Source organism: Heyndrickxia camelliae (assembly GCF_002844575.1).
Classification (GTDB): domain Bacteria; phylum Bacillota; class Bacilli; order Bacillales; family Bacillaceae_C; genus Margalitia; species Margalitia camelliae.
Genome location: NZ_PIQO01000001.1, coordinates 625,437 through 641,099 on the forward strand (window position 1 = coordinate 625,437; position 15,663 = coordinate 641,099).

Consider the following 15,663-nt stretch of genomic DNA (forward strand, 5'->3'; position numbering starts at 1 on the left):
ATTGTATGGCAAAAGAGGAAGCATTACTGGAAGAAGAGAAATCAGGCAGTAAATTTTTATGGTTTATATATGTAATTGTCATTCCTTTATTATTTGCAATAGTAATTGCTTTAATTGTTTCAACCATTGCAGGAATCAATGTATTTGAAAAGGCGAAAGAACTTGGTGAAAAGACTCATATTCTTTCGAGCAATAAGAATGTTTCCAGCGGATCCAAAGCCGATGAGGATAAAATTATCAATTTAAATGCTGAAATTGAAAACAAAGAAACACAAATTGAAAACCTGCAAAAGCAATTAGACAGTAAGGACAATGAAAAACAACAATTGCTCCTGGAGCAAAAAAGACTTGAAGAACAGATTGCTAGTTTACAAAAGTCACAGGAACAAAGCACAAAGGATTTTAAAGAGATAGTGAATTCATACGAATCTATGAATCCTAAAAGCGCGGCCCCAATTATATTGCAAATGAAAGATGAAAACGCAGTGAAAATCTTATCTAAGTTAAGCTCTGATTCTTTAGCAAACATATTGGAAAAAATGCCTGCCGACCGTGCGGCAAAATACACAGAGTTGTTAGGCGGAACTACAAATTAATATATTTATAATTGAAAGGAGGTGAAAATATGAACGTTGCGATGCTTCCTATTGGTTCCATTTCTCCTGCTGCAAATACAGGCAAGGTAGTTGTAAAAAATGGAGACTTAAAGAATGTTTTCTCCAACCTAATGCATGTTCAAGGCAAAGAAGCAAATCAGGGTAATGATACAGTACCTGAAAATGTCGCAAATGTTTTAAAGGAGATATTGCAGATATTAAAGCAAGGTATAAATAATTCTAAAGGGTTAGGTTTTACGAATCATCCAACCATTACTGATGACCAAATAAGTAATTTATTAGAGATGAATAAAGATGATTGGAAGTCACAAATGAATGATTTACTGGAAAGTCTGCAAAGCTTATTTGCTAATTCGTCACCGCTTGTATTCCAACTTAAGGAAATCCGTAAATCTTTAGATGACGGTAGTCTTTTAAAAGGAATGTCTGAGTTGGTAGCGGTGTTTTCAACGCTACCGCCTGAAACAATCGGACAGTTAACGGAAAACCAACTTCAAACGTTTGCGAAAAATGTGAAGGCTACTGAACAACTTGCTAAAACAGTGGATTTGACGATGGGAGATATTAAACAGCTAACACAGTTAAACCATGGATTACAAAATATAATGGCCAAAATGGAACTATTACTAAAAAGCAATAAGCAATCGACTCAAAATGCCATTCTTCAAACAGCTTTTTCGTCTCTAATGAAATCTGGTCAAAGTCTGGCACCTACTACAAAAGAGCAAAAGATTACGGAATCACAAATATCTATAGACAACAACAATGTAGGATTTCAAGCATCCTTGGATAACAAAACAGATGAATTTAATCAAACAAGTTTAATGTCAAATTTAATGAATCCTATGTCAAAAACCGAACAATTTATTTTACATCTTGGAAAAGGCAATGAAACATCAGGAAGTTATAGCGAGTTTGTCAAAGAGTTTACAAATATTTTGGCAAAATCACAACTTACTACAGGTTTAGACGGAACAAATAAATTATTTATAAAGCTTTATCCTGAGCATTTAGGCTCAATCAGAATTGAGCTTTTGCAGGATAAAGGAAGTATAACCGCAAGAATGTTTGCAAGCAGTGGAACAGCAAAAGACTTATTGGATTCCGGGATCAATCAATTAAAAGACGCTTTTACTATGCAAAATATTCAGGTAGATAAAATTGATGTTCTGTATGGCGAGACACAGTCACAAAAATTTGGACAACAAGATCCACGACAGCAATCCTCTAACCAAAATAATGAGGCGCCTAATCAAGAAAACGAGGAAGAGAATGATTCAACCTTCTCCAGCTTTTTAAGTGAGAATTTACTAGAAAAGATAATATAGGTGATAAACATGGGAAATACAATAGATCCAAGTTTGCTATATACCAATAATCAGAGTACGGAAAGAAAAACCGGATCAGATATTTTAGGAAAAGACGACTTTTTAAAAATTTTAATGGTTCAATTACAAAATCAGGATCCAATGAACCCTTTACAAGACAAAGATTTCATAGCGCAAATGGCTACCTTTTCTTCATTGGAGCAAATGACAAATCTTAACCAGACAATGCAGCAATTTGCAGCTACTCAAAAGCTTCTCCAAGGAAGTACTCTAATTGGAAAAAAGGTCACATGGTTAAATGATAAAAATGAATTGCAAAGTGCAGCTGTGACTTCTGCATCTGTAAAGAATGGAGACACCTGGCTAACGCTCGATAATAATCAAAACATATCATTAGATCAAATTACAAAAATTGAAAATTAAAAGGATGTGGTTGAATGGTAAGGCCGTACATTCCTAAGGTTCCATTACAACCGATTACGTCAAACAATTCTTTACCACCGCAATCAGTACACCAAAACAAAAGTGTAAGTACACCATTTACACAGCATTTTAACGAGGCTTTACATAATAATTCGCAAAAGCTAACAATTAGCAAACATGCCAGCTTAAGAATGGAACAAAGAGGAATTAAAATCGAAGAACCACTTTGGGACAAAATTGCTTCAAAAGTAAGTGAAGCAAAGCAAAAGGGTGTAAATGACTCATTAGTACTGGTTAATGATGCAGCATTAATCGTTAGTGCCAAAAATCAAACAGTAATTACTGCAATGAATAAGCAAGAAGCGAGCTCACAAATTTTCACTAACATCACAGGAGCAATTATTGTTGATTAAATACAGCTGGACCTAAAAGGAAGCTGAAACTGTGGAATGATAGAAACAGTTCTTAGTATCACAAAAAAATAATTACTTTTTTCTTTTGAGAGGAGAAAATCAAATGCTACGTTCAATGTACTCAGGAATAAGCGGAATGAAAAATTTTCAAACAAAATTAGACGTAATTGGTAACAATATCGCAAATGTAAATACATACGGCTTCAAAAAAGGTCGTGTTACTTTTAAAGATGCAATTAGTCAATCCATCTCTGGAGCTAGTGCCCCTACCACTGGACTTGGCGGTAAAAATCCAACCCAAGTAGGCTTAGGTTCTACCTTAGGTTCCATTGATACAGTGGATACACAAGCTAGTATGCAAACTACTGGTCGACCATTGGATCTTGCAATTGATGGTGATGGATACTTTGCTGTCAAAAATGGTAACGAAACCTACTATACTCGTGCAGGGAATTTTTACTTGGATAGTCAGGGAAATCTTGTGAATAGTGACGGGTATTTTGTACAGCAATCTGGTGGGGGAAATATTCAAATTCCAAGTGATACTTACTCAAGTTTTGATATTAACTCTTCTGGTGTAGTTACTGGTGTAGGTGCAGATGGTAAATCTGTTCCTATAGGTACTATTAGCATAGTTAAATTTAATAATCCGGCTGGTTTAACAAAAGTTGGTGGGAATTTGTTTAAGGATAATCAAAACTCAGGTACACCTCAAGATGGTGTTGCTAATAATGGTGGACGTGGTTCTGTAAATGCGGGTTATTTGGAAATGTCCAATGTAGACCTTTCCGAAGAATTCACAGAGATGATTGTAGCCCAACGCGGATTCCAAGCAAATACAAGAATTATTACAACTTCCGATGAAATTCTTCAAGAACTTATCAACTTAAAACACTAAGATAGGGAGGGACAGGGCTAAGGATTACCCCTTAGTCCTGACATAAATTGATTACTGTTACTAGATTAAACGGCAAGAAATTTCAAATTAATGCTTTATATATCGAAACGATCGAATCCTTTCCCGATACGACGATTACTTTAACAAATGGTCATAAATTTGTTGTTCTTGAAAATGAAGACCAGATTCAAACACAAATTATACGGTTCTATCAATCTATAAATATGCTTGGAAGAACCAATATGGGAGGTGTTGCAAATGAAGAATAAAATGATGACAACCATGATTGTATTATTATTAGTTATTTTATTAGCAGGAGCAATTGCAATTATTGTTATTTATAAATTAGATCATACAAGTGCAGATCAAGCACCTTCCATTGATGAAGTCATAAAACAATCTGTAGATGTTCCTGAAATTACCACGAACTTAAAGGGGAATAACTTTATTAAAATTGCTTTTAAGCTTGAAACAAATAGCAAGAAAGCACAAGAAGAACTTACAAAAAGAGATTTTCAGGTAAAAAATATTATTATAGATCAATTATCTGAAATGAGTCCTAACGATTTACAAGGGCAAAAAGGCAAAGACAAATTAAGAATGGCATTAAAAGATCGAATATCTAAAATAATGCAAGATGGTAAAGTCGTTAATGTATACATCACCTCTTATGTTATTCAATAAAATGATGAAAAGTTTACATAAAGGAGGTGGGAACATTGTCTGGTGAAGTATTGTCACAGAACGAAATAGATGCTCTATTATCCGCTTTGTCCACTGGTGAGATGAATGCGGAGGATATTAAGAAAGAAGAAGAAGCTAGAAAAGTTAAAGTATATGACTTTAAAAGAGCATTGCGATTTTCAAAGGATCAGATTAGAAGTTTAACCAGGACCCATGAAAATTTTGCAAGATTATTAACGACATTTTTTTCAGCGCAATTAAGAACTTATGTGCAAATAAGCGTGGCTTCTGCCGATCAAATTCCGTATGAAGAATTTATTCGCTCGATTCCGAAAATGACTATTTTAAATGTTTTCGAGGTCCCTCCATTGGAAGGTAGAATCCTAATGGAGATCAATCCTAATATTGCCTATGCGATGATGGATCGTGTCATGGGTGGAAAAGGAACTAGCGTTAATAAGGTAGAAAACTTAACGGAAATAGAGAAGAGGATTATGTCCAATCTATTTGACCGGGCATTTGAAAATTATCGGGAGGCCTGGTCAAATATGGTAGATATTGAACCATTTTTATCTGAATTTGAAGTGAATCCACAATTTTTGCAAATGGTATCACCAAATGAAACCGTTGTGGTAATTTCAATGAATACAACAATTGGAGATGCAAGCGGAATGATTAATCTATGTATCCCGCATGTTGCTCTCGAACCGATTATTCCAAAGCTTTCAGTCCATTATTTGATGCAGTCAAATAATAAGGAAAAGGAACCTGCCCAGACTGAATTGATGGAAAGAAAATTAAAGAGTGCCTCCATTCCATTAGTGGCACAATTAGGGTCATCTGAGATTACGATTGAGGATTTTTTAAGTCTTGACAAAGGTGATATTATCCCTTTAGTTCAAGGGATTAATGAACCAATCAAGATTAATATTGAAGGAACCACAAAGTTTCTTGGACAACCTGGTGTTGTGGGAAAGAAAATGGCTATCCAAATATTAGAAGTATTTAGAGGGGGGGATGATGACAGTGAGTAATATGCTATCACAAGAAGAAATCGATGCTCTATTAAAAGGAACTGCCGACGATAGCGAGGACGTTAAGGAAATGATTGTAGAAGATTATTTGTCCTTAATGGAACAAGATGCGCTAGGTGAAATAGGTAATATATCATTCGGGAGTTCTGCAACAGCACTTTCAACACTGCTATCCCAAAAAGTTGATATAACCACACCAGAAGTAACAATTATTAAACGGGAAAATTTAAAGGATGAGTTTCCTCACCCTCATGTTGCCATACAAGTAAGGTATACAGAAGGGTTCACCGGAATGAACTTATTAGTTATAAAACAAACCGACGCTGCCATCATTGCAGATTTAATGCTGGGCGGGACTGGTGAAAATCCAGGTGAGATGATGGATGAAATCCAGCTTAGTGCAGTTCAGGAAGCAATGAATCAAATGATGGGTTCTGCAGCAACCTCAATGTCCACTGTATTTAATAAACGAGTTGATATTTCACCTCCACTTGTTGATTTAATTGATTTTGCAGTTGGATCAGGAACAGAAACACTTCCGTCCCAAGACTTATTAGTAAAGATATCATTTCGATTAAGAATTGGTACATTAATTGATTCATCCATAATGCAAGTTATTCCATTAGATTTTGCAAATAGTCTAGTTTATGACTTGATGAATCATGAGACTAATCAGACAAGCGCAAATGTCGAACAGCATAATACAAATCTCGAAGGATCTCAATCTATGAAACAAGAAACAATAGAATCTATGGGTACTGTATCTCAAGCTTCTATTGAAAGTAGTCCTATGTCGGACACATCATATGCGAGTTCTCCAAGTAAAACAAAGGAAAATCCGCAAAGTAATGTAAATGTTCAACCTGCTGTTTTTTCGAATTTCCAGGAGGTACCTGTACAAGCTCCGGATACAAAGAATCTTAATATGCTTTTAGATATTCCGCTCCAAGTAACAGTAGAACTAGGGCGGACCAAAAGAACAGTCAAAGATATTTTAGAACTTGGTTCAGGTTCAATTATTGAACTTGATAAGCTTGCTGGTGAGCCAGTCGATATATTGTTAAATAGCCAACTCATCGCACAAGGGGAAGTTGTTGTAATTGATGAGAATTTTGGTGTTAGAATTACGGAAATTGTTAGTCAAACAGACAGAATAAAAAAATTAAAATGATGTAAGTGAGGGAAAGAAAAATGGCAAACAGAATTTTAATCGTTGATGATGCAGCATTTATGAGAATGATGGTGAAGGATATATTAACAAAAAATGGCTTTGATGTGGTTGGGGAAGCATCAGATGGTGCACAAGCAGTGGAAAAATATAAGGAATTAAAACCAGATCTTGTAACTATGGATATTACTATGCCTGAAATGGATGGTATTACTGCATTGAAGGAGATCAAAGGATTTGATCCGAATGCAAAGGTAATAATGTGCTCTGCAATGGGTCAACAGGCAATGGTAATCGACGCAATCCAAGCTGGTGCCAAGGATTTTATTGTTAAACCATTCCAGGCAGATCGAGTAATTGAAGCAATTCAAAAAACATTAGCTTAATAGAAACAATCCTAATTCAATCCATTTTAAAATAAATATGCCAGTAAACAAGAAGGTGTCTAGTAGATTGTTTAGAAATTTATTAAAAATATTAATGGTCATCTTTCTTTTTATTCCTCTGTATGGACAATACCAAACTGTCCATGCAGAGACAACTTATGTGAATCAAATGTTTCAAAAAAATAAAGAACAACAAACTCAAAAAAGCAACAACAACACTGAAAAGAAAAGTCAAACCAAGGCTGATTCCGGAAGTCCAGTAGTATCCTTTCTGGACGTGGTAAAAATGATTTTTGCACTTATACTTGTTATCGCATTATTATACTATTTACTGAGATTTATTAATAAGAAAAGTAGGTCCTATCAGCAAAATAGGTTTGTACAAAATTTTGGCGGTACCTCGCTTGGTGGAAACCGTTCTTTACAGATTGTAAAAGCAGGGAAACGGATATTAATTTTGGGTGTTGGTGAAGATATTCGGTTGCTTAAAGAAATTGATGACCAACAAGAAATAGATGATCTTATCCAGCAGTATGATGCAGAAATGGAAAGGTCTATGGAGCCAAGAGATATTGTTAGTAAACTATCCAAACGCATAAATGATTTAAAAAGGAAATCGGAACCATCGCAGCAAGGGCAGTCTTTTCAAAGCTTATTAAAGGAACAATTATCAAATATTAAAAAAGATAGAAAGAATATGATGAGAGAATTGGACAAAAAGGAGAAACGTTCAGATGAATGAGTTTATGAGTATTTTTAATAATAGTTCACCAGAACATGTTTCTACGGCTGTGAAATTATTTCTATTATTAACCGTTCTCTCTGTTGCACCGGGAATTCTAATATTAATGACTTCCTTTACAAGAATTGTTATAGTTTTATCGTTTGTGAGGACATCTCTTGCTACACAGCAAATGCCTCCTAATCAAGTAATTATTGGCTTATCTCTGTTCTTGACCTTTTTTATCATGGCGCCGACCTTTCATCAAGTGAACGATCAAGCACTCACTCCACTATTTGATAATAAAATTACGTTAGAACAGGCATATGATAAAGCCTCTGTACCATTTAAGGAATTTATGAGCAAATATACAAGGGAAAAGGATTTACAGTTGTTTCTGGATTATTCCCATGCAAAACAGCCGAAAAAAATAGAAGATATCCCTATGACTGCACTTGTACCGGCATTTGCAATAAGTGAAATAAAAACAGCGTTTCAAATTGGCTTTATGATTTTTATTCCTTTTCTAGTAATAGATATGGTGGTTGCTAGTGTTTTAATGTCTATGGGCATGATGATGCTGCCGCCTGTAATGATCTCTTTGCCATTTAAGATCTTATTGTTTGTTTTGGTAGATGGATGGTACTTGGTAGTCAAATCATTGTTACAAAGCTTTTAGAGTAGGTGAAAATTTATGAGTGAAGAAATGGTTGTCTCCATAGCAGAAAAGGGAATCTATATTACATTAATTACAGTTGGTCCATTACTAATCATCGCACTGTTAGTCGGTTTAATTGTTAGTATTTTTCAAGCGACAACACAAATACAAGAACAGACTCTAGCTTTTGTTCCGAAAATAGTTGCGGTTTTGGTTGGCATAGTCTTTTTTGGGCCGTGGATGCTAAGTCACATATTATCTTATGCAAGTGATATTTTTTCCAATTTAACTAGGTTTATAGGATAGGAAAATGGAAAATCTAATTCCTTCATTTTCGATTTTTTTATTAATATTCATGAGAGTTTCGGCTTTTTTTGTCACTATGCCGTTATTTTCTTATAAAACGATTCCTGCTGTGCACCGCATTGGTTTTGCTGCTGTATTAGCGTGGTTAATGTATTATTCTATAGATATTCATCCATTAGCGATCGATGGAAAGTACTTTATGCTGATTATAAAGGAAGCAATGGTTGGCCTGTTTATTGGTTTTATCGCATATTTAATTTTTTCAGCAGTTCAAATAGCCGGAGGTTTTATAGATTTCCAAATGGGATTCTCGATTGCAAATGTTATAGATCCGATGACCGGAACGCAAAGTCCCTTAATAGGTCAATATTTATATAGTTTTGCTATTTTATTATTACTTGTCTTGAACGGGCATCATCTAATTTTAGACGGTATTTTCTATAGTTATCAGTTCATTCCAGTTGATAAAATGATTCCTTTCGGGGATCCAAATTTAGCTGAATTTATTATAAAAACGTTCAGTAAGATGTTCATTATTGCTTTTCAGATGTCGATTCCTGTCGTTGCCGCCTTGTTTTTGGTGGATGTCGCTCTAGGCATTGTAGCAAGAACAGTACCACAGTTAAATATTTTTGTGGTTGGTTTTCCTATTAAAATTGGTGTGAGTTTTATTATTCTAATCGTGGTAATGGGAGTTATTTTTTCTGTTTGCCAACACTTGTTTCAGTATATGTTTTACACTATGAGGGATCTAATGAAATTAATTGGGGGTTCATCATGAATTGGATTCATTTGGATTTGCAATATTTTTCTGGAGATAAAACAGAAAAGGCAACCCCGAAAAAACGCCAGGAAGCAAAACAAAAAGGGCAGGTTGCTAAAAGCCAGGATGTTAACACGGCTATCGGATTGCTTGCTGTGTTCCTGTTTTTATCCTTTGGGACCTCCTTCATTGGTCCACATCTTTTTGGGATTCTGCGGCATTCCTTTCAAGACTATATGCTCATGGATTTAACAGAGAATAACATCCAAAAGATTGTGGTGGATATTTTAAAAGAAATAGCTTATATTGTTGGTCCGATATTGGCAGTTGCCTTATTTGCAGGAATTGCATCGAATTTTGCGCAAGTGGGTTTTATTTTCACTAGTGAGACAATGCAGCCAAAATTGGAAAAGATCGACCCAATAAAAGGTTTTAAGCGAATATTTTCGATGAGGGCAGTAATGGAATTATTAAAATCCATTTTGAAGATTGTATTTGTCGGTACTGTGACGTTTCTAGTTCTTTGGAGAAGAATGAACGATGTTTTGAGTCTGTCTTATAAATCAATAGGTGATTCACTTTCTATCATTGGAAGTCTTACTCTTCAAATGGGTTTTGCTGCTTCCATTGCACTCTTGTTTCTGGCTATTCTGGATTATTTATATCAACGTTATGAGTATGAAAAAAACTTGAGAATGTCAAAGCAAGATATTAAGGATGAATATAAAAATTCTGAAGGGGATCCATTAATTAAATCAAAAATTAAACAAAGGCAAAGGGAAATGGCCATGCGCCGCATGATGCATGAGGTTCCAAATGCTGATGTAGTTATTACAAATCCTACCCATTATGCTATTTGTTTAAAATACGATGAAACACAAAGGGATGCACCATTTGTTATTGCTAAAGGCGTGGATTATGTCGCTCAAAAAATAAAGATGATTGCAAATGAACATGAGATTATGATGATAGAAAATCGACCTTTAGCAAGATCATTATATGATCAAGTAGAGATAGGGGATACCATCCCGGAAGAGTTTTTTAAAGCGGTAGCTGAAATTCTTGCTTATGTCTACCGAATCAAAAATAAGATTTAGCAGCTATAGAGAGAAATAAGGTTATATAGTAGGAGGAAACAAAATGGCAGCAAGAGATATGTCTGTACTTATAAGTGTAATTTTAGTAGTAGCTATGTTAATTATACCTTTTCCAACATGGCTATTAAGTGTATTAATTTTGGTTAATATCTCTCTTGCACTCCTCGTATTATTAACATCTATGAATATGAAAGAACCACTGCAATTTTCGGTTTTTCCTTCGCTTTTGCTCTTATTAACATTGTTCCGCTTAGCATTAAATATTTCCACAACAAGAGCTATTTTGACAAAAGGGCAAGCAGGTGGGGTTGTAGAGACATTTGGAACCTTTGTTGTTGGCGGTAATATTTTAGTTGGACTTGTTGTATTTTTAATCTTAATCATTATCCAATTTATTGTTATTACTAAGGGATCAGAGCGTGTATCAGAAGTTGCAGCAAGATTTACACTTGATGCAATGCCAGGTAAACAAATGAGTATTGATGCAGATTTAAATGCAGGGATGATTTCAGATCAAGAAGCAAGACAAAGACGTGAAAAAGTTGGGCGTGAAGCGGATTTCTATGGTGCCATGGATGGTGCCAGTAAGTTCGTAAAGGGAGATGCTATTGCGAGTATTATTATCGTTGCTATCAACTTAATTTTTGGGATTATTATTGGAATGACCCAGCAAGGACTAGGTATTGCAGAAGCAGCACAGCGCTTTTCTTTATTAACGGTTGGTGACGGTATTGTTAGCCAGGTTCCAGCCTTACTAATTTCCACTGCAACAGGTATCGTCGTGACACGGGCTGCATCGGACGGCAACTTAGGAAGAGATGTTATATCACAATTACTTGCTTTTCCTAAAATGCTCTATATCGCATCAGCAACGATATTCCTTCTTGGAATAGCGACACCGATCAATGACTTTTTAACTATTCCGATTGCAGGTGCTTTAGCATTAGGTGCATTTCGATTATCTCGTGTTCCAAAACAAAATGAAGAAGAACTTACTGAAATGGAAGAAGTTATACAATCCGATGAGATGAAGAGCCCGGAAAGTGTTATTAATCTATTAAATATAGATCCTATCGAATTTGAATTTGGATATGGGCTTATTCCTCTTGCCGATACCAATCAAGGCGGTGATTTATTAGATCGAATTGTAATGATTCGAAGGCAGCTTGCATTGGAACTTGGTATCGTCATTCCTGTTGTAAGAATTAGGGATAATATTCAACTAGAACCGAATGAATACCGATTAAAGATTAAGGGCAATGAAATGGGGCGAGGTGAATTATTATTAGATCATTATTTAGCTATGAGTCCTGGAATGGATGATGATAAGGTCGAAGGAATCGATACTATTGAACCTTCCTTTGGGCTGCCAGCGAAATGGATTACTGAATCAGCTAAAGAACAAGCAGAAATTTATGGCTATACGGTAGTTGACCCACCTTCTGTGGTATCTACACATATAACGGAAATACTGAGAACAAATGCATATGAATTACTGGGAAGACAAGAAACGAAACAGTTAATTGATCATGTTAAGGAAACATTTCCAATTTTAGTGGAAGAAGTGACACCTAATCCGCTTTCGGTTGGAGAAATACAAAAGGTTTTGCAAAAACTTTTAAAAGAAAATGTTTCAATTAGAAATTTAACTATTATTTTTGAAACACTTGCAGACTTTGGAAAAATTACATCGGATACAGATTTATTAACAGAATATGTTAGACAAGCACTAGCCAGACAAATCACGCATCAATTTGCTGAAAATGGAAATATTTTAAGGGTTATTACTTTATCAGGAAAAATAGAAAAAATAATAGCTGATGGTGTTCAGCAAACGGAGCATGGGAATTATTTAGCGATTGACCCTAATGATTCACAAAATATGTTAGAGGCTGTCGCAAAACAAGTAGAACAGCAGTCTTCTATGGGTATTCAGCCAATCATCTTGTGTTCACCGGCAGTTAGAATGTATGTAAGACAAATAACCGAACGTTATTTTCCACAAGTTCCTATTCTTTCATATAACGAGTTGGAAGCAAATGTTGAAGTCCAAAGTATTGGGGTGGTGAATATAGAATGAAAGTGAAGAAATTTATTGCCTCTAATATGACGGAAGCAATGAAACAAATTCGTGCAGAACTTGGCGATGAAGCAGTGATATTAAATTCAAAAGTCACACATACAGGTGGATTTATAGGTTTGTTTCGAAAAAGAAAATTCGAGGTCATTGCAGCCATTGATCCCCAAACTTCCAAAAATCAGGTGAAAATAAAAGAAAAACAAAGGCCCGTACCGTCTAAACCGGAGATCAAACAGAATGAGAAAGTGAATAGTAACGAAATCCAAAAAGAGCTTCTAGATTTAAAGAAAATGGTAGAAGAATTATCATCTAGTACAAAAAATGCTTCATTCGATTATTTTCCCGAATCTATACAAAAATTTCTTGCATTCATAGATAAACAAGGAATAGCAGCAAAATATATGCAGCTTTGCGGAGAGTATCTATTACAGCATTGGCGTTCGTCAAATGCTGAGCCAAGCGAATCAGAAATTTTTAGCTGGGGAAGAAAATATTTTGAAGAAAAGATTATGCTGCTTTATACCGAGGAGGAACAGGCATATTCCAAAAAGTATATTAATTTAGTTGGTCCAACAGGAGTTGGTAAAACAACTACATTAGCAAAGATGGCTGCAAATGCTGTTATTGATGAGCATAAAAAGGTTGCCTTCATAACAACAGATACTTATAGAATTGCAGCTATTGAACAATTAAAAACATATGCAAATTTATTACAGGTTCCGGTGGAAGTTGTTTATAATCTTTCAGATTTTCATCAGTCACTCGAAAAGTTTAAAGAATATGACATCATTTTTATAGACACTGCAGGTAGAAATTATCGTGAAATGCAGTATATCGAGGAATTGAAAAAGGTTATTGACTTCAGAAAAGAAATGAAAACTCTTCTTACACTAAGCTTAACCATGAAGGAAGAGGATATTAGAGCAATCATCGACAGTTTTCAATCGATTAGAATTGACCAGTTTATTTTTACGAAATTAGATGAAACTACCACTTACGGTTCAATGGTGAATATCATGCTGGATTATCTAGTAGCAACCGCCTTTATAACATATGGACAAGATGTTCCAGACGATATTGACGCAGCAACACCATCTATCATCTTAAATCATATATTTGAGGATGAAAAAAGATGAGAGACCAAGCAGAAAAACTTCGGGAGAAAATAAAAAATAAAAATGCTCAAATAGCTAAAACTATTGCTGTTGTAAGTGGTAAAGGCGGGGTTGGAAAATCAAATATTTCTATTAATATTGCATTGTTATTGGCGAAAAGAGGTAAAAAGGTTTTATTATTTGATTTTGATATTGGAATGGGAAATGTTCATGTACTCTTAGGAACCGATGCACAACGAACAATTTCCGATTTCTTATATCAAGATATTCCATTACAAGAGATTATTTATCAAGGCAATAATAATGTTTCGTTTATTTCTGCAGGCAACGGATTTTCTAATATAGTGGAATTGGACCAGAGAATGGTTGATCGTTTAATTTTGGGGCTTGAAGAGCTACAGCATCTATTTGATTATATTATTTTTGATATGGGCGCAGGAGCGACAAACTCTAACTTACAAATTCTTTTATCTGTTGATGACATATTTGTCGTGACAACTCCTGAACCTACTGCCATAACAGATGCCTATTCGATGATGAAGTATATTAGTAATTTGGAGTCTGCTAATCAATTTTATCTAATTTGTAATCGCGCAGAACGGGAAAAAGAAGGCATTTATACATTAGAAAGATTGCAATTAACAGTAAGTACATTTCTTAATAAGGATATTCATTTACTAGGAGTGTTATTAGAGGATTCGCATGTAAGAAAGGCTGTAAAACTTCAAGTTCCACTTTATCATGCATTTCCAAATTCAAGTATTGCTGTAAGATTGGAAAAAATGGTGGAGCAATATTTAGGAGATACTCAAGACTCCAGCTTCCAAACAGATACATCAAATCGTTTTATTCGAAAATTCCGCAACTTTTTCATAGAAAGGCAGGGTCGATGATGGAAAAGCTTAGAATACTTGTAGTGGATGATTCTGCATTCATGAGAAAACTGATTTCCGATATATTGAAAAGTGATCCATTAATAGAAGTTGTCGGCACAGCCCGAAATGGTCTCGATGCTATTGAAAAGGTAAAAACACTCCGTCCACACGTCATTACTTTAGATATTGAAATGCCGATAATGGATGGGATTCAGGCATTACAAAAAATTATGAAGGAATATCCGACTCCGGTTATTATGTTGTCAAGTACTACTAAATTAGGTGCTGAAAATACACTGCTGGCCATGCAGTATGGGGCAGTTGACTTTATAACGAAACCATCAGGCAGTATTTCCTTAGACCTTGAAAAAGTAAAAGATGATTTAATTCAAAAAGTGAAACAAGCTCGTAAAGTGAACTTGGAAAAGCTCCGTTATCCATCGGAAAGCAAGCAAATACTGTCAACGGAAAGAGTGACAATAGCCAACGTAGAAAAACGCCAAAGCACAAATTGGGCGAAAAACAAAAATAAATTAATTTGTATAGGAATATCTACTGGCGGACCGAGAGCATTGCAAACACTACTGACTGGCTTTCCTAAAGATTTGGAAGCACCGATTATTATCGTTCAACATATGCCAGCAGGGTTCACAAAGTCACTAGCAAATCGGTTGAATACGATTAGCAAAATTCATGTAAAAGAGGCAGAAGACGGCGAAATTATTCGGAAAGGAACTGCATACATTGCTCCCGGTGATTTTCACCTGCATGTGAAGCAGCTCGGTGCAAATATTGTCATTAGTTTAAATCAAGCTCCACCATTAAATGGTCATCGACCTTCAGTTGATACAATGTTTCATTCCATTAGTAAATTGTCAAATTATGATAAAATCGCAGTGATTATGACGGGAATGGGTTCTGACGGTTCGCAAGGTTTAATAGAATTGAAGAATAATGGAAATGTTAAAGCTATTGCGGAGTCAAAAAATAGTTGTATTGTTTTTGGAATGCCTAAAGCGGCAATCGCTACTAATCTAGTAGATGAAATAGAAGATTTAGAAAAATTATCACAAACAATCATGAAATATTTGCCTTAA

Annotated in this window: 19 protein-coding genes; all 19 read left to right on the plus strand. The window is 35.1% G+C overall.

Annotated elements, in window-relative coordinates; genetic code table 11:
• Nucleotides 1-5 precede the first annotated feature (5 nt).
• Nucleotides 6-596: a MotE family protein gene (locus tag CWO92_RS03115; RefSeq protein WP_101352707.1), complete on the plus strand. Its 591-nt coding sequence runs from the start codon at nt 6-8 to the stop codon at nt 594-596.
• A gap of 29 nt (nt 597-625) precedes the next feature.
• A complete protein-coding gene (locus tag CWO92_RS03120) occupies nt 626-1,945 on the plus strand; it encodes a flagellar hook-length control protein FliK (RefSeq protein ID WP_101352708.1) in 1,320 nt (439 codons plus the stop codon).
• Nucleotides 1,946-1,954: 9 nt separating this feature from the next.
• Nucleotides 1,955-2,368 (plus strand): flagellar hook assembly protein FlgD, encoded by a 414-nt coding sequence (flgD, locus tag CWO92_RS03125; protein WP_101352709.1) that lies wholly within the window; start codon nt 1,955-1,957, stop codon nt 2,366-2,368.
• A gap of 14 nt (nt 2,369-2,382) precedes the next feature.
• Entirely contained in the window at nt 2,383-2,781 is a 399-nt protein-coding gene (locus tag CWO92_RS03130; protein ID WP_101352710.1) for a TIGR02530 family flagellar biosynthesis protein, read from the plus strand.
• 103 nt (nt 2,782-2,884) lie between these two features.
• Nucleotides 2,885-3,679, plus strand: a complete 795-nt coding sequence (gene flgG / locus CWO92_RS03135; protein ID WP_101352711.1) for a flagellar basal body rod protein FlgG — start codon at nt 2,885-2,887, stop codon at nt 3,677-3,679.
• A gap of 47 nt (nt 3,680-3,726) precedes the next feature.
• Nucleotides 3,727-3,948, plus strand: coding sequence for a flagellar FlbD family protein (locus tag CWO92_RS03140; RefSeq protein ID WP_101352712.1), 222 nt, complete (start codon nt 3,727-3,729; stop codon nt 3,946-3,948).
• Nucleotides 3,938-4,363: a flagellar basal body-associated protein FliL gene (fliL, locus tag CWO92_RS03145; protein ID WP_101352713.1), complete on the plus strand. Its 426-nt coding sequence runs from the start codon at nt 3,938-3,940 to the stop codon at nt 4,361-4,363. The genes CWO92_RS03140 and fliL overlap by 11 nt, the downstream gene beginning before the upstream one ends.
• Nucleotides 4,364-4,398: 35 nt before the next feature.
• Entirely contained in the window at nt 4,399-5,397 is a 999-nt protein-coding gene (fliM, locus tag CWO92_RS03150) for a flagellar motor switch protein FliM (RefSeq protein ID WP_101352714.1), read from the plus strand.
• Complete coding sequence (gene fliY, locus CWO92_RS03155) at nt 5,384-6,568, plus strand: flagellar motor switch phosphatase FliY (protein WP_101352715.1); 1,185 nt, start codon at nt 5,384-5,386, stop codon at nt 6,566-6,568. Before fliM ends, fliY begins: the two co-directional genes overlap by 14 nt.
• A 20-nt stretch (nt 6,569-6,588) precedes the next feature.
• A complete protein-coding gene (locus CWO92_RS03160) occupies nt 6,589-6,951 on the plus strand; it encodes a response regulator (protein WP_101352716.1) in 363 nt (120 codons plus the stop codon).
• A gap of 67 nt (nt 6,952-7,018) precedes the next feature.
• The gene (locus tag CWO92_RS03165) at nt 7,019-7,693 is read left to right on the plus strand and encodes a flagellar biosynthetic protein FliO (RefSeq protein ID WP_233269756.1); all 675 of its coding nucleotides are present in this window, start codon (nt 7,019-7,021) and stop codon (nt 7,691-7,693) included.
• The gene (gene fliP / locus CWO92_RS03170) at nt 7,686-8,351 is read left to right on the plus strand and encodes a flagellar type III secretion system pore protein FliP (protein WP_101352717.1); all 666 of its coding nucleotides are present in this window, start codon (nt 7,686-7,688) and stop codon (nt 8,349-8,351) included. Before CWO92_RS03165 ends, fliP begins: the two co-directional genes overlap by 8 nt.
• A 15-nt stretch (nt 8,352-8,366) precedes the next feature.
• Nucleotides 8,367-8,636: a flagellar biosynthesis protein FliQ gene (gene fliQ, locus CWO92_RS03175; protein ID WP_101352718.1), complete on the plus strand. Its 270-nt coding sequence runs from the start codon at nt 8,367-8,369 to the stop codon at nt 8,634-8,636.
• A gap of 4 nt (nt 8,637-8,640) precedes the next feature.
• Nucleotides 8,641-9,417 (plus strand): flagellar biosynthetic protein FliR, encoded by a 777-nt coding sequence (gene fliR / locus CWO92_RS03180; RefSeq protein ID WP_101352719.1) that lies wholly within the window; start codon nt 8,641-8,643, stop codon nt 9,415-9,417.
• Complete coding sequence (gene flhB, locus CWO92_RS03185; protein WP_101352720.1) at nt 9,414-10,496, plus strand: flagellar biosynthesis protein FlhB; 1,083 nt, start codon at nt 9,414-9,416, stop codon at nt 10,494-10,496. Before fliR ends, flhB begins: the two co-directional genes overlap by 4 nt.
• A 43-nt stretch (nt 10,497-10,539) precedes the next feature.
• The gene (flhA, locus tag CWO92_RS03190) at nt 10,540-12,576 is read left to right on the plus strand and encodes a flagellar biosynthesis protein FlhA (protein ID WP_101352721.1); all 2,037 of its coding nucleotides are present in this window, start codon (nt 10,540-10,542) and stop codon (nt 12,574-12,576) included.
• Nucleotides 12,573-13,712, plus strand: a complete 1,140-nt coding sequence (gene flhF, locus CWO92_RS03195) for a flagellar biosynthesis GTPase FlhF (RefSeq protein ID WP_101352722.1) — start codon at nt 12,573-12,575, stop codon at nt 13,710-13,712. The genes flhA and flhF overlap by 4 nt, the downstream gene beginning before the upstream one ends.
• Complete coding sequence (locus CWO92_RS03200; protein WP_101352723.1) at nt 13,709-14,584, plus strand: MinD/ParA family protein; 876 nt, start codon at nt 13,709-13,711, stop codon at nt 14,582-14,584. Before flhF ends, CWO92_RS03200 begins: the two co-directional genes overlap by 4 nt.
• The gene (locus CWO92_RS03205) at nt 14,584-15,663 is read left to right on the plus strand and encodes a protein-glutamate methylesterase/protein-glutamine glutaminase (RefSeq protein ID WP_101352794.1); all 1,080 of its coding nucleotides are present in this window, start codon (nt 14,584-14,586) and stop codon (nt 15,661-15,663) included. The genes CWO92_RS03200 and CWO92_RS03205 overlap by 1 nt, the downstream gene beginning before the upstream one ends.

What these genes read in the sequence shown, in the direction of transcription:
- CWO92_RS03115 (WP_101352707.1), top strand. Translation starts at nt 6, where the DNA reads ATGGCAAAAGAGGAAGCATTACTGGAAGAAGAGAAATCAGGCAGTAAA.
- CWO92_RS03120 (WP_101352708.1), top strand. Translation starts at nt 626, where the DNA reads ATGAACGTTGCGATGCTTCCTATTGGTTCCATTTCTCCTGCTGCAAAT.
- flgD (WP_101352709.1), top strand. Translation starts at nt 1,955, where the DNA reads ATGGGAAATACAATAGATCCAAGTTTGCTATATACCAATAATCAGAGT.
- CWO92_RS03130 (WP_101352710.1), top strand. Translation starts at nt 2,383, where the DNA reads ATGGTAAGGCCGTACATTCCTAAGGTTCCATTACAACCGATTACGTCA.
- flgG (WP_101352711.1), top strand. Translation starts at nt 2,885, where the DNA reads ATGCTACGTTCAATGTACTCAGGAATAAGCGGAATGAAAAATTTTCAA.
- fliL (WP_101352713.1), top strand. Translation starts at nt 3,938, where the DNA reads ATGAAGAATAAAATGATGACAACCATGATTGTATTATTATTAGTTATT.
- fliY (WP_101352715.1), top strand. Translation starts at nt 5,384, where the DNA reads ATGACAGTGAGTAATATGCTATCACAAGAAGAAATCGATGCTCTATTA.
- CWO92_RS03160 (WP_101352716.1), top strand. Translation starts at nt 6,589, where the DNA reads ATGGCAAACAGAATTTTAATCGTTGATGATGCAGCATTTATGAGAATG.
- fliP (WP_101352717.1), top strand. Translation starts at nt 7,686, where the DNA reads ATGAATGAGTTTATGAGTATTTTTAATAATAGTTCACCAGAACATGTT.
- fliQ (WP_101352718.1), top strand. Translation starts at nt 8,367, where the DNA reads ATGAGTGAAGAAATGGTTGTCTCCATAGCAGAAAAGGGAATCTATATT.
- fliR (WP_101352719.1), top strand. Translation starts at nt 8,641, where the DNA reads ATGGAAAATCTAATTCCTTCATTTTCGATTTTTTTATTAATATTCATG.
- flhB (WP_101352720.1), top strand. Translation starts at nt 9,414, where the DNA reads ATGAATTGGATTCATTTGGATTTGCAATATTTTTCTGGAGATAAAACA.
- flhA (WP_101352721.1), top strand. Translation starts at nt 10,540, where the DNA reads ATGGCAGCAAGAGATATGTCTGTACTTATAAGTGTAATTTTAGTAGTA.
- flhF (WP_101352722.1), top strand. Translation starts at nt 12,573, where the DNA reads ATGAAAGTGAAGAAATTTATTGCCTCTAATATGACGGAAGCAATGAAA.
- CWO92_RS03200 (WP_101352723.1), top strand. Translation starts at nt 13,709, where the DNA reads ATGAGAGACCAAGCAGAAAAACTTCGGGAGAAAATAAAAAATAAAAAT.
- CWO92_RS03205 (WP_101352794.1), top strand. Translation starts at nt 14,584, where the DNA reads ATGGAAAAGCTTAGAATACTTGTAGTGGATGATTCTGCATTCATGAGA.